This is a genomic window from Pyxidicoccus caerfyrddinensis (genome assembly GCF_010894405.1).
Classification (GTDB): Bacteria; Myxococcota; Myxococcia; order Myxococcales; family Myxococcaceae; genus Myxococcus; species Myxococcus caerfyrddinensis.
The window spans coordinates 25,434-40,556 of record NZ_JAAIYA010000038.1 but is presented as its reverse complement, the minus strand read 5'-3'; the positions used below and the strand labels follow the sequence as shown (position 1 = coordinate 40,556).

Below are 15,123 nucleotides of genomic sequence, written 5' to 3'. Positions count from 1 at the left end.
GCGGGGCATGACAGACGCCCGACACGCCGGAATGCAGCCCGCCAGAGCAGCGCTATAGCTTGCAGCGCCATGCGCTCCTTCCTGTTCGCACTCGTCACGCTGCTGTCCGCCTGCGCGAGCTCTCCGCAGCCGCAGCCGCCGTCGGAAACCCCTCCTCCCACCGCCACCGCTCCGGACGCCACCACCCCGGCCGGCGCGACGGGCATGCCGGGTGCCCCTCCCACTGACGGCACGCAGGCCAACGCCGGGCCCGCGACGTCCGGGGCTCCCGCTCCCGCGGATGCGGCGGTGAAGCCGGAGAAGGTGGCGCCGGACGTGCCCTCCGGTGCGGACGCGGCGCGCATCGCCGAACTGGCGCGCAAGGTGACGCCGCTGGTGGACGCCTTCATCAACATGGAGCCCCAGCTCACCCGCGACGGCAAGCAGGCCCTCTTCATTTCCAGCCGCGACGGCCTGCCCCAGATCTACGTGGCCGACGCCCGGCGCCCCGACGCGCCCGCGAAGCGCCTCTTCGAGTGGGGCGAGCGCGTGTCCCAGGTCACGACGACGCCGGATGGCCGCTCGCTGGTGTTCCTCTCCGACACCGGCGCGGACGAGAACTGGTCCATCTGGAAGGTGGGGCTGGACGGCTCAGTGCCGGTGGAGCTCACCGCGGGCGAGAAGCTCAACCGCGACAACGCGCTCGTGCCCGACCTGGCGCCGGACACCGTGTACTTCAGCGGCCGGCCCATGAATGCCGCGGAGACCGCGTTGTACGCAGTGCCCGCCTCTGGCGGCGCGTCCCGAGAGGTGTACCGCGACGACCTGCCGGGCTTCCTCACCGACGTGAGCCGCGACGGCAGGGCGGGCCTCTATGTGCGCTACCCGTCGCGCTCCGAGAACTACCTCGTGCGCGTGGACCTCGCGTCCGGCCAGACGCGGCCGCTCTACCCGCGCGAGGGCAAGGTGGCCGTCTTCGACGCCCGCTTCTCCCCGGACGGGAAGACGGTGTACGTGGCCACCGACGGCGGCGGTGAGCAGGCGTGGCTGCTGGCGCTCGACGCAGAGAGCGGCGAGGAGAAGGCGCGGTACGTGGAGAAGGCCCCCGCCACCGCGCTCATCAACAGCGTCGAGGTCTCCAAGGTGGGCGGCCTCGTCGGCCTCTCTCTCGGGGCAGGAAACCGGAGCGAGGTCCGGCTGCTGGATGCGCGCACGCTGAAGCCCCGCGCCCGCATCACCATGCCGCTGGGCCAGGGCAGTCTGGGGAAGTTCTCCGAGGACGGCCGGCGCCTCACCGCCACCTGGTCCACGCCCACCACGCCCACCGACGTCTGGGTGGTGGACACGAAGACGGGCAAGGTGTCACCACTGCGCCGCGAGCCGCGCCCGTCCTTGAAGGAGGTGCCGGCCATCGAAGTGAGCATCTCTTCCGTGCGCGCGCATGACGGGCTGGAGCTGCCCGTCAACGTCTACCTGCCGAAGCAGCGCACCGGGAAGCTGCCGGTCATCGTCAGCTACCACGGTGGGCCTTCAGGGGCCTCGCAGATTCGCTGGTCGCCGATGACCGCGTTCTTCCTGGCACAGGGTTACGCCTGGGTGGAGCCGAACGTGCGCGGCTCCGACGGCTTCGGTCGCGCGTTCGAGGAGGGGGACAACGGGCCAGCGCGCCTCGCCGCGTTCAAGGACATCGAGGCCACTGGCCGTTGGGCGGCGTCCCAGCCCTGGGCGGACCCGGACCGCGTCATCATCTTCGGCGGCAGCTATGGCGGCTACACCGTGCTGGTGGGCCTCACCCGTATGCCGGACCTGTGGCGCGCGGGCGTGGACCTGTTCGGCGTGGCGGACCTGAAGACGTTCATGGCCACCACCAGCGGCTTCATCCGCGAAATCTTCCTGGTGGAGTTCGGCGACCCGGACAAGGACGCCGCCTTCATGGAGTCCATCTCCCCGCTCAAGGACGTGGACCGCATCGTCGACCCGCTCTTCGTCTACGCGGGCGCCAATGACCCGCGCGTGCCCCGCAGCGAGTCGGACCTCATCGTCCGCGCCCTGCGCGAGCGCAAGGTGCCCGTCGAGTACATGGTGGCCGACAACGAGGGCCACTCGCTCGCGCGCAAGGAGAACCTCATCGAGTTCATCTCCCGCGCGGCCCGCTTCCTGGAGGCCCACGCGGCGCCCGCCTCGAAGGTGGGCGCGAGGTAGCGACGCCGCGTTCTCGCTCCGTGGCGCTCAGCCCGCCGCGGGTGCCGCATCGGCCGACGCGTCGGGCCGGCCGGGGCGCGCACGCGCCTGGGAGATGGCCCAGGCCGCGTTCACCAGCCCCACGTGGCTGAAGGCCTGCGGGTAGTTGCCGAGCAACACCCGCCGCTCTTCATCCACCTCCTCCGCCAACAGGCCCACGTCGTTGGCGAAGGACGCGGCGCGGGTGAAGGTGACGGTGGCCGCCTCCAATTCGCCCGCCATCGCCTGCACCTGCGCGAGCCAGAAGGTGCACAGCAGGAATGCACCCTCCTTGCCCTCCACCCCGTCATCCATGCGGTAGCGGTGGACGAGCCCGTTGCGGTCCGTGAGGTGCTCCTGGATGGCCCGCACGGTGGAGCGCACGCGAGGGTCGTCCGCGGGCAGGAAGCCGACGATGGGAATCATCAGGCACGCGGCGTCCAGCACGTCCGAGCCGAACGCCTGCGTGAAGGCGCCCACCTCCTCGTTCCAGCCTTCCTCCAGCAGCGCCCGGCGGATGTCGTCGCGCGTGCGGCGCCAGCGCTCCACGCGGTCCCCGGCGTCCAGTCGCTCCGCCAGGCGAATGGCCCTGTCCAGCGCCACCCAGCACATCAGCTTGGAGTGGACGTAGTGGCGCGGCTCGCAGCGCATCTCCCAGAGGCCCTGGTCCTCCTCCCTCCACCGCTTCGCCGCCATCTCCGCGGCGTCCACCAGGAAGCGACGGAAGGTGCCGTCCGTCTTCTCCAGCATGTCCTCCAGCCGGTGCGCGGAGCTCAGCACCTCGCCGTAGACGTCGAGCTGGCGTTGCGACCAGGCGTCGTTGCCCACGCGCACCGGCGCGCTGCCGCGCCAGCCGGAGAGATGGCACAGCTTGCGCTCGGTGAGGTCGTGCTCGCCGCCGACGCCGAACATGGCCTGCAGCTCCTGGCCGCTGGCGAGCTGCGACTGCGCCGCCTCCGCGAGGAATTGGAAGTAGCGCTCCGCCTCGTCCGGACAGGCCGCCACCCAGAGCGCGTCCAGGGTGAAGCTGGCGTCGCGCATCCAGGTGTAGCGGTAGTCCCAGTTGCGCACGCCGCCCAGCTCCTCCGGCAACGACGTGGTGGGCGCGGCGATGATGGCGCCCGTGGGCTGGAAGGTAAGGCCCTGCAGCACGCGGCCGCTATGGTGGACGAGCTCGCGCCACGGGCCCTCGTAGCCCTGGTGCTCGTCGGACCAAGAGCGCCAGGTCTCCGTCGTGTCCTCCAGGCGGCGGGCAATCTTCTCCTGCGTCCACAGCGCCACCGGCTCCGACCACGTGAGCTGATGCTGCACCGCGAAGCCCGTGGACTCGCCGGCGCGCAGCGCGAAGGTGGCCCGCACGTCAGAGCCCTCCAGGCGCAGCGGTACCGCCGAGGCGAGCAGCAGCGCCTCCGCCCCACCCCGGCACTCCACACCGCCCTCCTTCGGGCGGAGGGACGGGGAGATGAGCCCGTACTCCGGCCTGGCGCTCAGCTCGAGCGCGAGCGTGACTTCGCCTTGCGTGCACGTGACGTGGCGCAGCAGCACCCCGGGAGAGGCGCGGCCCAGCTCGTGCCCGCGCTCGTTGCTGCCCATCGCCAGGGCGTCCCGCAGCACCACCGTGCCCGTCGGCGTATGGAAGGTGGTCTCCAGCACGAGCGTCTGCTCGCGGTAGCGGCGGGTGGCGCGGGCCTCGCCCTCGGGGCGCAGCGAGAAGTGGCCCGCCTTCGCGTCGAGGAGCCGGCCGAAGACGGAGGGCCCGTCGAAGCGGGGGAAGCAGAGCCAGTCCACCGAGCCCATCCGGCTCACCAGTGCCGCCGTGCGGCAGTCCGACAGCAGGGCGTAGTCGCTGATGGAGAGCGTGCTCATGCGGTGCGCTGGCGTCCCGTCGTTGGAGTTCTCTGTCTGCTCACGGTTGGGATGCGAGGGCCGGGTCACAAGCACCACCGGGCGCGCGGACCGGGCCTGGAGTGCCCGTCCGGGGGGCAGGCGACGGGGCGAAGGGCGTTGGGTTAACGTCCTCCACCATGCACCTCACGCGCTTCTCTACCGCCGTGCTGCTGACGTGCCTCGTCGTGGCGGGCTGCAACCGCGACTCGACCTCGAAGCCTCCCGCCGCACCGCAACCGGAGGCACCTGCCCGGGCCGCGCTGACGCCTCCCTTCGAGAAGGCCGGGCTCGTGGCCCCCACCACGGTTCCGGGACAGCCCGACACGGGCGCGGTCGACCTCGCGGAATTGCGCGACTCCGTGGCGGACCCGCAGGTGCTCAGCGAGGAGCAGCTCGCGAAGCTGCTCCAGTCCGGAGGCTCCGGGGAACAGCATGAGGAGCAGCGGCTCCGCGCCGCGCTTTCCGAACGGGAAATGCAGGCGAGGCAGCAGCGTCAAGGGTCGAGGATCGAGGATGGGGAAGAGCAACTGCCCGAGACGGAGGCCGAGCCATTGGCGGTAGCGGTCGAGAGCCCCCCGCCGGCCCCGGCGGCCGCGCCGCGCCCCTCGGAGCCCTCCGACGACGGTGTCGTCGAGGGCGGAGTCGTTGGGGGCGTGGTGGGCGGCGTCGTGGGGGGCGTGCTCGGCGGGGTGGTCGGGGAACAGCCCGCCTCCACGGGCGCGCCCAGGCAGCTCCAGCAGAAGCGCCGGGAAGTCATTCAGATCATCAAGGGCGGAGGCGCCTCCGCGGCCAAGCCTTCGAAGAACGCTCCCGATGACGCCGAGGACCTCCCCACTCCCGTGCTGCCCAAGGTGGAGGCGGCGCCCCGGGCGGCGAAGGTGCTCGTCATGGACGAGGCCGGCCGCTACCAGCCGCTCAAGACGCGCGCCGTCCGCGTGGTGACGTACATCCAGGGCGCCCGCGCCCGCACCGTGGTGGACCACCTCTTCGAGAACGACACCAACCGCAACCTCGAAGGCACCTTCTACTACCCTCTCCCCGGCGGCGCGGCGGTGGCCGGCTTCGCGCTCTACTCCGGCTCGGTCGCCGTCAACGCGCCTTCCCTCTTCCAGTCGTCGGACCTGCTGCCGCCGCTGGGTGACGACTCGGCGCGCGTGGAAGAGCTGGGTGCCTCCGCGCCGCCCAGCCCGAAGGGGGCGAAGCGCTCCTGGGGCGAGCGCCAGGAGGCTCGCGTCGTCGAGCAGAAGCGCGCTCGTGAAGTCTATGAGGAGATTGTCCGCCGCAACGTGGACCCCGCGCTGCTGGAGTGGGCGGGCGCCTCCACCTTCAGTGCCCGCGTCTTCCCCCTGCCGCCGAAGTCGCTCAAGCGCGTGGTCATCGCCTACGAGCAGACGCTCATCTTCGACGGGAAGAACCTGCGCTACACGTGGCCGCTGCCCGTGGGCGCCGGCAAGGACGTCCAGGTGTCCGCGCGCCTCCACGTGGACCCGCGCCAGGCGGACTCGGTGACGGTGCAGCCGGAAGGCGTTGCGCCGCGCACCCTGGGCCCGTGGCGGACGTATGACTTCGCGAAGCTGCAAGGGGACGGAGCGCTCGCGGCGGCGCTCACCCCGAAGCGCGCGGAGGCGGACGTGCTCGTGGGCCGCGACGTGGCGGGCCTGCCGGGCCAGGCCTTCCACGCGCGCGTGCGACTGCCGGCGCGGCTCACCTCGGAGGCAGAAGGGCCTCCCACCGGACGCGCGGTGCTGGTGGTGGACACGTCGCTGTCCATCGAGGACGGCAATGCGTGGGCACTCCAGGCGGCCACCCTGCGCGCCCTGCTGGAGAAGGACCCGACGCTCCAGGAGTACGCCGTCCTCCTCTTCGACGTGCGCCCGCGCTGGCTGCACGGGACGGGCTGGCGCACCAATGACGCCGGCCACCGGAAGGAGACCTTCGCCGAGCTGGAGCGCATCTTCCTCGAGGGCGCCTCCCACGTGGACGGCGTGCTGGCGGAGCTGGACCGCGCCGGCAGCGAGTGGCTGAAGCCCGCGCAGCCCGGCGGCAAGGTGACGGCGTTCCTCCTGTCGGACGGCAACGTCACCTGGGGGCAGAGCAACGTGGAGTCGCTCATCTCCAAGCACCCCAGCGCCGAGTCGCTGCGCTGGGTGACGTACCGCTTCGGCGAGGCCGCGGTGAATGCCGAGCTGTTCGACGCGCTGGCCCGCTCCAGCGGCGGCCGCGTGGTGAACGTGCTCTCCGGCTCCGAGGTGGATGCGGCGGCCCGGGCGCACCGCGCCGCCGCCGTGGTGCTGGAGCGCGTGGAGGTGAAGGGCGCGGCGGTGAAGGACCTGGTGGTCGCGGGACGGCCGCATCTCGTCTTCCCCGGGCAGGAGCTGCAGGTGGCCGGGCGGCTCCCCGAGGACGGCGCCGCCGAGATGGAGGTGGTGACACGCGCCAATGGCGAAGAGCGCGTCCTGCGCGTTCCCCTGCCCCGCGACGAGGAGAGCCCCTTCGCCCCGCGCGCGTGGGCGGAGCTGTTCGTCGCAAGGCTGGTGTCCCTGGACGACGAGCGGTTGGACCGGATGGTGGTGGCGCTCAGCCAGCACTACCGGCTGGCCAATGCCCGCGCCTCCATGCTCGTGCTGGAGTCCGAGTCCGACTACACGCGCTACGCCATCCGCGACGAGCGCGTGGAGCTGAATGATTTGGAAGCCCTGCGCCGGAAGGAGGAGGACCAGCGGAGGGACAAGCTCCAGGGGATTGCCCTGGATGAGGTGCCGAAGTCCGGGCAGGACGTCGTGCGCGGGCTGACGGAGAAGCGCACGGCGCTGTCCGCGCTGCTGAAGCGCCAGCCCTTGCGCGAGGACCCCTACGCCGGTGGCGAGGAGCGGCTCCAGGCGGAGCTGGCGTACCGGCAGGCCCGCCGCGCCAACAAGGATGACGTCATGGTGTACGAGGCGGTGGCGCGCAAGCGGGCCTTCTCGGGCGACACGTGGGGTGCGGTGCGGGCGCTGTCCTCTCCGGTGGAGCTGCGCCCGAAGGACGCGGAGGCGCTGCGGCTGGTGGGCTACGGACTGCTGGCGATGGGGCAGTATCCCGCGGCCGCGGAGCTGTTCGAGCATGTGCGGCTCAACCGCCCGTTCGAGGGACAGGCCTTCCTGGAGGAGGCGCTCGCGCTGGACGCGGCGGGCCGGTACGCGGAGGCGGCGCGGAACTATGAAATCGTGCTTGCCCGCGGCTGGGCGCGGCACACGTCCGAGCTGCGCGTCGTGGCGTCGTACCACTACGCGCGGATGCTGTGGTCGCTGGCGCGTCACCCGCGCGCGGAGGGCGTGGCCGCCGTGCTGCGGGCCCGGCTGAGCGAGCTGTCCGAGAAGCCGGGGAAGTACGACGACGAGGACGTGGCCGGGCTCATCTCCGTGTCCCCCATCGACTACCAGCTCACGACGCACTGGAACTCGGACAGCACGGACATCGACCTGTGGGTCATCGAGCCGAATGGCGAGCGCTGCTTCTACCAGCACAAGGAGACGCGGCTGGGCGGGAAGCTCTTCTGGGACATCACGGATGGACTGGGGCCGGAGCTGTACCACTCGCGCAAGGCGGCGCCGGGGCCGTACCACGTGGTGGTGCACTACTACGGCAACCGGTCGTCGCGGTTCGTGGTGCCCACGGCGCTGCTGCTCGTGAGTGACAGGGGCGTGTTCGGCGAGGAGGACTCGAACCGGCGGCGCTTCCAGCTGCGCATCCTGCCGAAGGACAACGCGCGCCTGCTGCTGCGCCGTGAGGAATTGGTGGCGCGCTCGAAGGACACGGTGTCCACGCAGTCCCCGCAGTGAGGTGGAGGAAGGTCCGCGATGAGCTACGGACGGAAGTCCCGAGGACCCATCGGCGGAGTGAAGGGCATCCGCCGCGTCGAGGGCGCGGATGCCGTTCCCCGCATCCATGCTCCGGAGCGGGTGTCCGGAGTCTCGGCCATCGACACGCGTGAGGCCGGGCGGAGGTCCTTCTCCGAGGCGCTGGAGCGGGCGGAGCGGGGGCTGCACAGCTCCGAGCCGCTGCCACTGCCGGCGCCCAGGCGGGCCCTGCCTCCGGCGACACGGCGGGGGGATGAGGATGAAGCGATGACGCCTCCCGAGCCGCTGCCGGAGTCGTTCATCGGGTTGCTGTGGTGGAAGGTGAAGGGGCGGATTCCCTGACCAGGGCCTCCTCGAAGTCGCTTTCGCTGACTTCGACAGCCCCACCTGACGCTGGCGGCGCGTACTCCACCATGTGGCCCTGCCCCGTATCGAGGCGCACCACACCCGTGCTCGCGTAGCCCACAGGAATTCGCTGACGCCAAGATTCATGCGCGCGAGCACGGGCCGGAGCTCGTCGCCCGCCTCAGCAATGCCGCCGAGGACCTCAAGCGCCTGGACTGGCGGCTGCGCGAGGTGCTGCTCGTCCCCGTCGAGCGCCTCACCTGAGGACGAGGCCGCTGTCCGGATTCCGTCGGAGGCCGTCACCCACACCGACGTGACACGGAGGACACTTCCTCCGCGCCAGCGGAGAGCCGTCCGCTCCACACGGCAGCGCGTCCGTCACGGCGAGCCGGTCCTCCGTTGCCTCGGAGGAAAACGCACGCATGCCCTCCCGCCACATTTCGTTCGCGGCCGCGAGCCTCTATTCCACGGGCACTGCCGTACGCACCCGCCTCACGCCCACCCGAACATGGAGCATCCATGATGGCCGCCCCGAACCCGATGCCGACGAACTCCGCCCCCTCCATGCCGATGATGGGCATGAACCCGATGATGATGGGCATGCCGATGAACCCGATGATGATGGGCGGCATGGGCATGAACCCGATGATGGGCATGGGCATGCCGATGAACCCGATGATGATGGGCGGCATGGGCATGCCGATGAACCCGATGATGATGGGCGGCATGGGCATGAACCCCATGGGCATGGGGATGCCGATGATGATGCCCATGATGATGCGTCAGATGGCGCCGATGATGGTCCGGATGACGTGCGAGATGGGCAAGGACGGCATGGTGTGCAAGATGATGCCGATGGAAGGTCAGGACATGGCGATGGTGAAGGAGTGCTGTGACGCCATGAACGCCATGATGACCATGGGCGCGCCGGTGATGATGATGTGCAACGGCATGCCGATGCTGATGGGCACCGCCCGCTAGAGCGCGCGCCTCAGCCCACTTCCTCGGCGTACGTCATCACCAGGTACATCTGCACGTCGTCCGGCCCCACGTTGCGGTAGACGTGGGGCTTGTCGGCCTCGAACAGGATGGCGTCACCCGCGGCGAGCAGGTGGCGCTCCGTGCCGACCTCCATCTCCAGCGTGCCCCGCGTGACGATGAGGTTCTCCAGCGTGCCCGGAGGATGCGGCTCGGCGCGCTCCTCGCTGTGGCCCTTGAGCTGCAGCTCGTAGAACTCCACGCGCCGGGGCTCGTCGAACGGGAAGAGCGCCCGGGACGCGAAGCGCCCGTCGTGCGAGGTGAGCCGCTTGGCCTCCCGCGCCCGCATCAGCCGCGTGCCCGCGCCGCCCGTCATGCTGATGAGCGCGGAGAACGGCAGGTCCAACGCGCGGGCAATCTTCCACAGCACGTTGATGGTGGGCGCGCTCTGCCCCAGCTCAATCTGTCCCAGCATGGCCCGGCTGACGCCAGACGCCTTCGCCAGCCGCTCCAGCGACAGGCCGCGCTGGCTGCGCAGCCGGCGTAGGTTCTTCCCCACGATGGGCGCCAGGTCCTGGTCCGTGTCGGGGTGCGCCACCTCGTAGGACCACGCCTTCTCCGTGTCCGCGGCGGCGTCCTGGGAAGGGGGCGCTGACTCGGCCGGTGGAGTGGACTCCGCGCCTGGCTCCCGCGCTTCGCGCCGCCTGCGCTCCGAAGCGTCCGAGCCCCGCCGACCCGTGTTCTCCCGAACCGACTTCATACCGGCCAGACTACTACCCACACCCAGACGGGCATCCAGGGCCGGACCGGCGCGGGGCGCATCATCTGACACTGCTCGGCCTCGCGCTTCTTGCGGAAGTCCTGCAGGTCGATGACGGCTGCGCTCATGGGTGCCCTCTTTGTTACCGGACGGATATCCGTCAAAACGGATGACTGGAATATCCGTTATGGCGGACGAACCGTCAAGGCAACGGAAAGTGCACCCCTCCCGCGAAGTCCCCGGGGGGACGCTCAGAAGGCGAAGCCCGCGCCAAGGTAGGGGCCGTGCAGGCGGTCCTGGTGGGAGATGCCGTCCACCACGCCCAGGTCGTCCAGGAAGAGGCCGCGCCAGCCCCCGCGCAGCACGAAGCCGCCCAGGTGCAGGGCGAGGCCGGCCGTGCCGTCGACCTGCCGGTAGGGCAGCGGCGTGAGCTGAGCCCGGGCCTCCACGTCCAGCGGTCCCAGCAGGCAGGCCTCGACGGAGACCGCCACGCTGGGCCCCACCAGGGTGACGTCCGGCGCTCGCGCGGTGCTCACACCCGCCTCGGCGCGGACGCGGGCTCGCGGGTGGACGTAGAACGCATGACTCACGTGTGCCTCCACCAGCGTGAGCCGGTCCACGCCCTCCGTCCCGTCGTCGGTGGGCAATTCCAGCCGGAGCACGTTCGCCGCCACACCGAAGCGGCGCTCCTCCATGCCGAAGTACATGTCCAGGGCGCTCGCGCCTTCTCCCGGCATCACGCCCTGCACCCCCATGCGCATGGACAGCGGCGCGGCGTGCCGGCGCGACTGGCTCACCTCCGAGTCGGGATTCGGCTCCCCGTCCAGGTGCGTGCCATTGGTGGCGATGACGTAGACGAGCCCCTCCAGCATCACCCGGAACAGGCTCCCCAGGATTTCCTCACCGAGACTCGACGCCGCCCCGCCACAGCACCCGCCGCCGTCCGAGTCCGACGACTGGGAGTCCTGGGCCTTCGAGGGCTCGTCGTCATCGTCGTCGTCGTCCTTGTCTTCATCGGCACCGATGGCGGTGGCCTCGTGGGACTCTTCCTTCGACGAGTCCGACGAGGTGCGCTTGCCGAAGCGCGCCTCCGCGCCGGGAGCGAAGAGGAGACTGGCGGCGAGTGCCGCGGACAACAGGGCCCTGGGTGCTGACATGTCCCCTCCGGCGTGGTGGGTGCGGACCTGGGGCCCGCAACCCGCCATTCAAGCCTGGAGGGGAATGAAAACGCCATCCGGCCCGGGGCCTTTAGCGGCCGCGCGTGCCGGCGGCGCCGTCGTTGAAGGTGTCACACGCCTCGAGCGTGCCCTGCTCCAGTCCCCGGCGGAACCAGGACACGCGCTGCGCGGAGGAGCCGTGGGTGAAGGACTCGGGGACGACACGGCCCCGCGCGCGGCGCTGGAGCGTGTCATCGCCGATGGCCGTCGCCGCGCCCAGGCCCTCCTCCACGTCGCCCTCCTCCAGCACCTTGCGCTGCTTCTGCGCGTGGTGGGCCCAGATGCCGGCGAAGCAGTCCGCCTGCAGCTCGGTCAGCACGGACAGGGCGTTGGCATCGCGCTCGGACATCCGGCTGCGCTGCGAGTGCACCTGGTCGGAGATGCCCAGCAGGTTCTGCACGTGGTGCCCCACCTCGTGCGCCACCACGTAGGCCTGCGCGAAGTCACCCGGGGCGCCGAAGCGGCGGTCCAGCTCGTCGAAGAAGTTGAGGTCCAGGTACACGCGCTGGTCCGGCGGGCAATAGAAGGGCCCCACCGCGGCCTCCTGCGTGCCGCACGCGGACTGCACCATGTCCGAGAAGAGCACCAGGTGCGGCTGTTGGTACGTCACGCCCACGGGCTTCAGGAGGCCGGGCCAGGTGTCTTCGGTGTCCGCCAGGATGACGGCCACGAAGTCCTTCATCGGGTCCTGCCGCGGGTCCACCGCCTGCCCGGAGCCGCCGGTGCCCGCGGTCGTCCCCTGCTCCCCGCCGTTGAGCACGTCCGAGGGGTCTCCGCCGAGCAGCATCACCAGCAGCGCCACCACGATGGAGCCTATGCCACCGCCCACCGCCAGCGGACGGCCCAACCCACTGCCCCGCCGGTCCTCGATGTTCGAGCTGCGACGTCCCCCCTGCCATCTCATGCGGCCACCCCTCCTGAGGATTCCTTGGTGGTGGGAAGGTAGGCAGTCCTCCAGGGTGTAGCGGCCGCGCCCTCACCCCCTCGACAGGATGAACGGACACCAGGCGAGGAGGCGGGCGCGGCGGAGGCTACGGCTGCGACAGGGCCTGGAGCGCGGCCTTGCCCTGGCCCTCGTCGGCCGTGACAGCCACCACCAGCCGCTCGAGGCAGCCAGCGAACTCGCGCTGGAGCGCCTCGGACGTCACCGCCTGGAGGTGCGCGGGCCGCTGCGCCAGCGCGTCGGGCGTGAAGCCCCGCACGCGCGTGTCCAGCAGCGCGTCCACCCAGGCCGACGTGGAGATGAAGGACACCGCCTGCCGCGCGAGCAGCCGCGAGCGGGCCTGCTCCAAGTCCCGCGCCGACACCGTCTTCGCGAACGCGGCCAGGGCCTGGCGCACCGAGCCCACGCCCTCGCTCATGCGCCGCGCGTCCACCATGCCCTCCACCATCAGGTGCGCCGCCCCACCGCGCCCCAGCCAGGTGCTGGACTGGAAGCCGTAGGAGGCGCCGCGCTGGGAGCGCATGTCGTGCCAGGCCTGCACCTCCATCAACTCCGCCATCATCGAGTAGCGCGCCTCGGCCTCGGGCGTGGCCGCCGGCAGCCGGCACGCCATGTGGACCTGGCCCTGGGTGGCGCCCGGGCGCGGGGTGAGCAGGACGTTGGGACGCGCGGAGGCCGCGGGCAGCGCCGGTGCCGCCGCCAGGTCCACCGGCTGAGGCGTCCCCCGGCTCCAGCCACCAAGGTACTTGCGCGCCAGCGCCTCCACTTCCTTCACGTCGAACTCGCCCGCGATGACCACCACCGTGTTACCGGGCCGGTACACGTCTTCAATCCAGTCCTGGGCATCCGACCAGGACACCTGGGCCATCTCCGCGCCCGTCGCCTCGTGGGCGTAGGGGTGCGTACCGTAGAGCGCGCCCAGCAGGGCGCGGTGGGCCTGCACCTCGGGACGGCCATCCACGGCGGCGTGCCACGGCAGGACCTGCTCGCGCAGGAAGCGCACGACGTCCTCGGACGTGCGCACGGAGGAGAGCTGCTCGGCGAGCATCGCCAGCATGTTGCCCACGTTGCCGGCGGTGCCGGACAGCTCGACGCGGACATGGTCTCTCTGGAGCGAGCTGGAGTCCCACAGGCCCCAGTCGCTGGGACGGCCCTCGAACCAGGACTCGCGGAACGAGCCAGCGCCGGCCAGTTCCGCCACGCCGGGCTTCGCCCCGTATGCGGAGCCTCCACCCATCGCGGCGCCCACCCGCACCACCGGCAGGCCCGGGCGCGGGGCGAGCAACACCTCCATGCCGTTGTCCAGCTTGAGCATGTGCACCGGCGCGGAGAGGGCCGTCACCATGGACGGCGTGGCGCGCTCCACGGGCGCCGTGGGCTCGGGCTGCGCCGGGAGCTGCGTGGCGCCGGCCTCGGCCACCGCCGTCCCGCTCTCACCGGGGCGCACGAGCATGATGCGCGCCCGGTCCCGCTGCAGCCAGGTGTACGCGAAGTCCGTCACCTGGCTGCCGCCGAGCGCCATCAGCGCCATCTGCGAGCGCGTGTAGGAGCGCACGTCGAGCGTGAAGTGGGTGAGCAGCGCGCGGCGCAGGGTGCGCGACAGGAGGTTCTCCGACTCCAGCACCATGCCGGTGACGACGTTGCGGCGCGCGGCCTGGAAGTCGGCCTCCTTGCCGAGCACCTGCGCGGCCTCCGCGGCCTGCACTTCCTGCCCGACTCCGGACCAGGCCTGGTGGACCTGGTCCAGCACCTTCTCCGCCGAGCGCTGGGGGTGGTCCCCGCGACTGAGCTGCACCCGCACCACGAGCAGCGACGCGCGCGTGCCGGGCACCAGGCCCGTGCTGATGCCGACGATGTCGCCGTCGTTGCGCACCGCGTCCCAGAGGTTCCGGTCGAGGCTGGCGCGGACGAACTCCTGCACGGCGCCCTGCTCGTCGAAGCCGCGAGGCAGCACCCACGACAGGTACAGCTCGGGCGACGGTACCGCCGCCGCGTACTCCGGCAGCGACTTCGGCGCGGGGGTGAGCGGAGGCTCGGCCACCTTCACGGGCAGGCGCGGCTCCACGGCCAGCGGCGCGCCGGAGCCCACCCACGCGGCGGGGAGGCTCTCGCGCAGCAGCGGCTCCACGGCGGCGAGGTCCACGTCACCGGAGATGACCAGCGTCACGTTGTCCGGACGGTAGTGGGCGCGCGCGAAGCGCTGCGCGTCCGCCAGCGTGAGCGCGGTCAGCGTGGAGTGCGTGCCGATGAGGGGCCGCGCGTAGGGATGGTCCGCCGGGAAGGAGGCCGCGTTCATCCAGCTGAAGACCTGCCCCACGTAGCCCGTCTCGTTGCGCTGGCGCAATTCGTTGCGCACCACCTCGCGCTCCACCGCGAACACCTCCGGGGTGATGCCCGCGACGGGCGACGCCAGCCACTGGCCGTGCATCTTCAGCAGCGCGGGCAGCGCTTCGCGGGCCGCGAGCGCCTCGTAGGCCGTGTAGTCCAGACTGGTGGACGCGTTGGAGTGGCCCACGCCCGCCGCTTCCAGCCGCGACTGGATGGACGGGCCGCCCGCATGGCGGGAGCGGAAGGTCAGGTGCTCCACCACGTGCGCCAGGCCCTCCTTGCCGCTCGGGTCGCTGGAGCCACCCACGCCGACGACGGCCACCACCGCCACCACCGGCGAGCGGCGGTCCTCCTCCACCACCACGCGCAGCCCCGAGGGCATGCGGAAGTCGCGCAGCGGGAAGGACACGTCGCGCATCACCACCTGCCCCCGGATAGGCAGCGTGGTGCACGCCCCCAGCAACAGGGCGAGCAGGACGAGGGCGCCCGTGACGGCGCGGGGCCGGCGGGTCTGGAGACGGCTTCTGGCGTTCATGGTGCTCCGGCAGAACCCGGGAGCAGCATGACGGGTCCACTCGGCCCCATGCCTCCCCCGGGTGACAATGATTCGCTTCAGCCCGCCAAGAA

Annotated in this window: 10 protein-coding genes; 4 read left to right on the top strand and 6 right to left on the bottom strand. The window is 71.4% G+C overall.

What is annotated here, in order from left to right; all coding sequences use genetic code 11:
* Window positions 1-69: 69 nt before the first annotated feature.
* Entirely contained in the window at window positions 70-2,181 is a 2,112-nt protein-coding gene (locus tag G4D86_RS47950; RefSeq protein ID WP_240360892.1) for a S9 family peptidase, read from the top strand.
* A 27-nt stretch (window positions 2,182-2,208) separates the two neighbouring features.
* On the opposite strand, the gene G4D86_RS47945 is transcribed toward G4D86_RS47950, so the two are convergent.
* Window positions 2,209-4,065 (bottom strand): glycoside hydrolase family 15 protein, encoded by a 1,857-nt coding sequence (locus tag G4D86_RS47945; RefSeq protein WP_164002263.1) that lies wholly within the window; start codon window positions 4,063-4,065, stop codon window positions 2,209-2,211.
* 158 nt (window positions 4,066-4,223) lie between these two features.
* On the opposite strand from G4D86_RS47945, the gene G4D86_RS47940 reads away from it, so the two are divergent.
* The 3 genes from G4D86_RS47940 (at window position 4,224) to G4D86_RS47930 (ending at window position 9,251) form a co-directional block, all read left to right on the top strand.
* Window positions 4,224-7,907: a VIT domain-containing protein gene (locus G4D86_RS47940; RefSeq protein ID WP_164002262.1), complete on the top strand. Its 3,684-nt coding sequence runs from the start codon at window positions 4,224-4,226 to the stop codon at window positions 7,905-7,907.
* Window positions 7,908-7,925: 18 nt separating this feature from the next.
* Window positions 7,926-8,267, top strand: a complete 342-nt coding sequence (locus G4D86_RS47935; protein ID WP_164002261.1) for a hypothetical protein — start codon at window positions 7,926-7,928, stop codon at window positions 8,265-8,267.
* 522 nt (window positions 8,268-8,789) lie between these two features.
* Entirely contained in the window at window positions 8,790-9,251 is a 462-nt protein-coding gene (locus G4D86_RS47930; protein ID WP_240360891.1) for a hypothetical protein, read from the top strand.
* A gap of 10 nt (window positions 9,252-9,261) precedes the next feature.
* Here the strand turns inward: G4D86_RS47930 and G4D86_RS47925 are convergent, their stop codons facing one another.
* The 5 genes from G4D86_RS47925 to G4D86_RS47910 form a co-directional block, all read right to left on the bottom strand.
* Window positions 9,262-10,008 (bottom strand): helix-turn-helix domain-containing protein, encoded by a 747-nt coding sequence (locus G4D86_RS47925; protein WP_205520384.1) that lies wholly within the window; start codon window positions 10,006-10,008, stop codon window positions 9,262-9,264.
* Window positions 10,005-10,136, bottom strand: a complete 132-nt coding sequence (locus tag G4D86_RS54080; protein ID WP_256445442.1) for a hypothetical protein — start codon at window positions 10,134-10,136, stop codon at window positions 10,005-10,007. Before G4D86_RS54080 ends, G4D86_RS47925 begins: the two co-directional genes overlap by 4 nt.
* 123 nt (window positions 10,137-10,259) lie before the next feature.
* Window positions 10,260-11,165, bottom strand: coding sequence for a hypothetical protein (locus tag G4D86_RS47920; protein WP_164002259.1), 906 nt, complete (start codon window positions 11,163-11,165; stop codon window positions 10,260-10,262).
* Between the two features lie 91 nt (window positions 11,166-11,256).
* Complete coding sequence (gene ypfJ / locus G4D86_RS47915; protein ID WP_164002258.1) at window positions 11,257-12,129, bottom strand: KPN_02809 family neutral zinc metallopeptidase; 873 nt, start codon at window positions 12,127-12,129, stop codon at window positions 11,257-11,259.
* A 127-nt stretch (window positions 12,130-12,256) separates the two neighbouring features.
* Window positions 12,257-15,031 carry a M16 family metallopeptidase gene (locus G4D86_RS47910; RefSeq protein WP_164002257.1) on the bottom strand — a complete coding sequence of 925 codons (2,775 nt, stop codon included), beginning with the start codon at window positions 15,029-15,031 and terminating at the stop codon, window positions 12,257-12,259.
* Window positions 15,032-15,123 lie beyond the last annotated feature (92 nt).

What these genes read in the sequence shown, in the direction of transcription:
- G4D86_RS47940 (WP_164002262.1), top strand. Translation starts at nt 4,224, where the DNA reads ATGCACCTCACGCGCTTCTCTACCGCCGTGCTGCTGACGTGCCTCGTC.
- G4D86_RS47925 (WP_205520384.1), bottom strand. Translation starts at nt 10,008, where the DNA reads ATGAAGTCGGTTCGGGAGAACACGGGTCGGCGGGGCTCGGACGCTTCG.
- G4D86_RS47910 (WP_164002257.1), bottom strand. Translation starts at nt 15,031, where the DNA reads ATGAACGCCAGAAGCCGTCTCCAGACCCGCCGGCCCCGCGCCGTCACG.
- G4D86_RS47950 (WP_240360892.1), top strand. Translation starts at nt 70, where the DNA reads ATGCGCTCCTTCCTGTTCGCACTCGTCACGCTGCTGTCCGCCTGCGCG.
- G4D86_RS47935 (WP_164002261.1), top strand. Translation starts at nt 7,926, where the DNA reads ATGAGCTACGGACGGAAGTCCCGAGGACCCATCGGCGGAGTGAAGGGC.
- G4D86_RS47945 (WP_164002263.1), bottom strand. Translation starts at nt 4,065, where the DNA reads ATGAGCACGCTCTCCATCAGCGACTACGCCCTGCTGTCGGACTGCCGC.
- G4D86_RS54080 (WP_256445442.1), bottom strand. Translation starts at nt 10,136, where the DNA reads ATGAGCGCAGCCGTCATCGACCTGCAGGACTTCCGCAAGAAGCGCGAG.
- G4D86_RS47930 (WP_240360891.1), top strand. Translation starts at nt 8,790, where the DNA reads ATGATGGCCGCCCCGAACCCGATGCCGACGAACTCCGCCCCCTCCATG.
- G4D86_RS47920 (WP_164002259.1), bottom strand. Translation starts at nt 11,165, where the DNA reads ATGTCAGCACCCAGGGCCCTGTTGTCCGCGGCACTCGCCGCCAGTCTC.
- ypfJ (WP_164002258.1), bottom strand. Translation starts at nt 12,129, where the DNA reads ATGAGATGGCAGGGGGGACGTCGCAGCTCGAACATCGAGGACCGGCGG.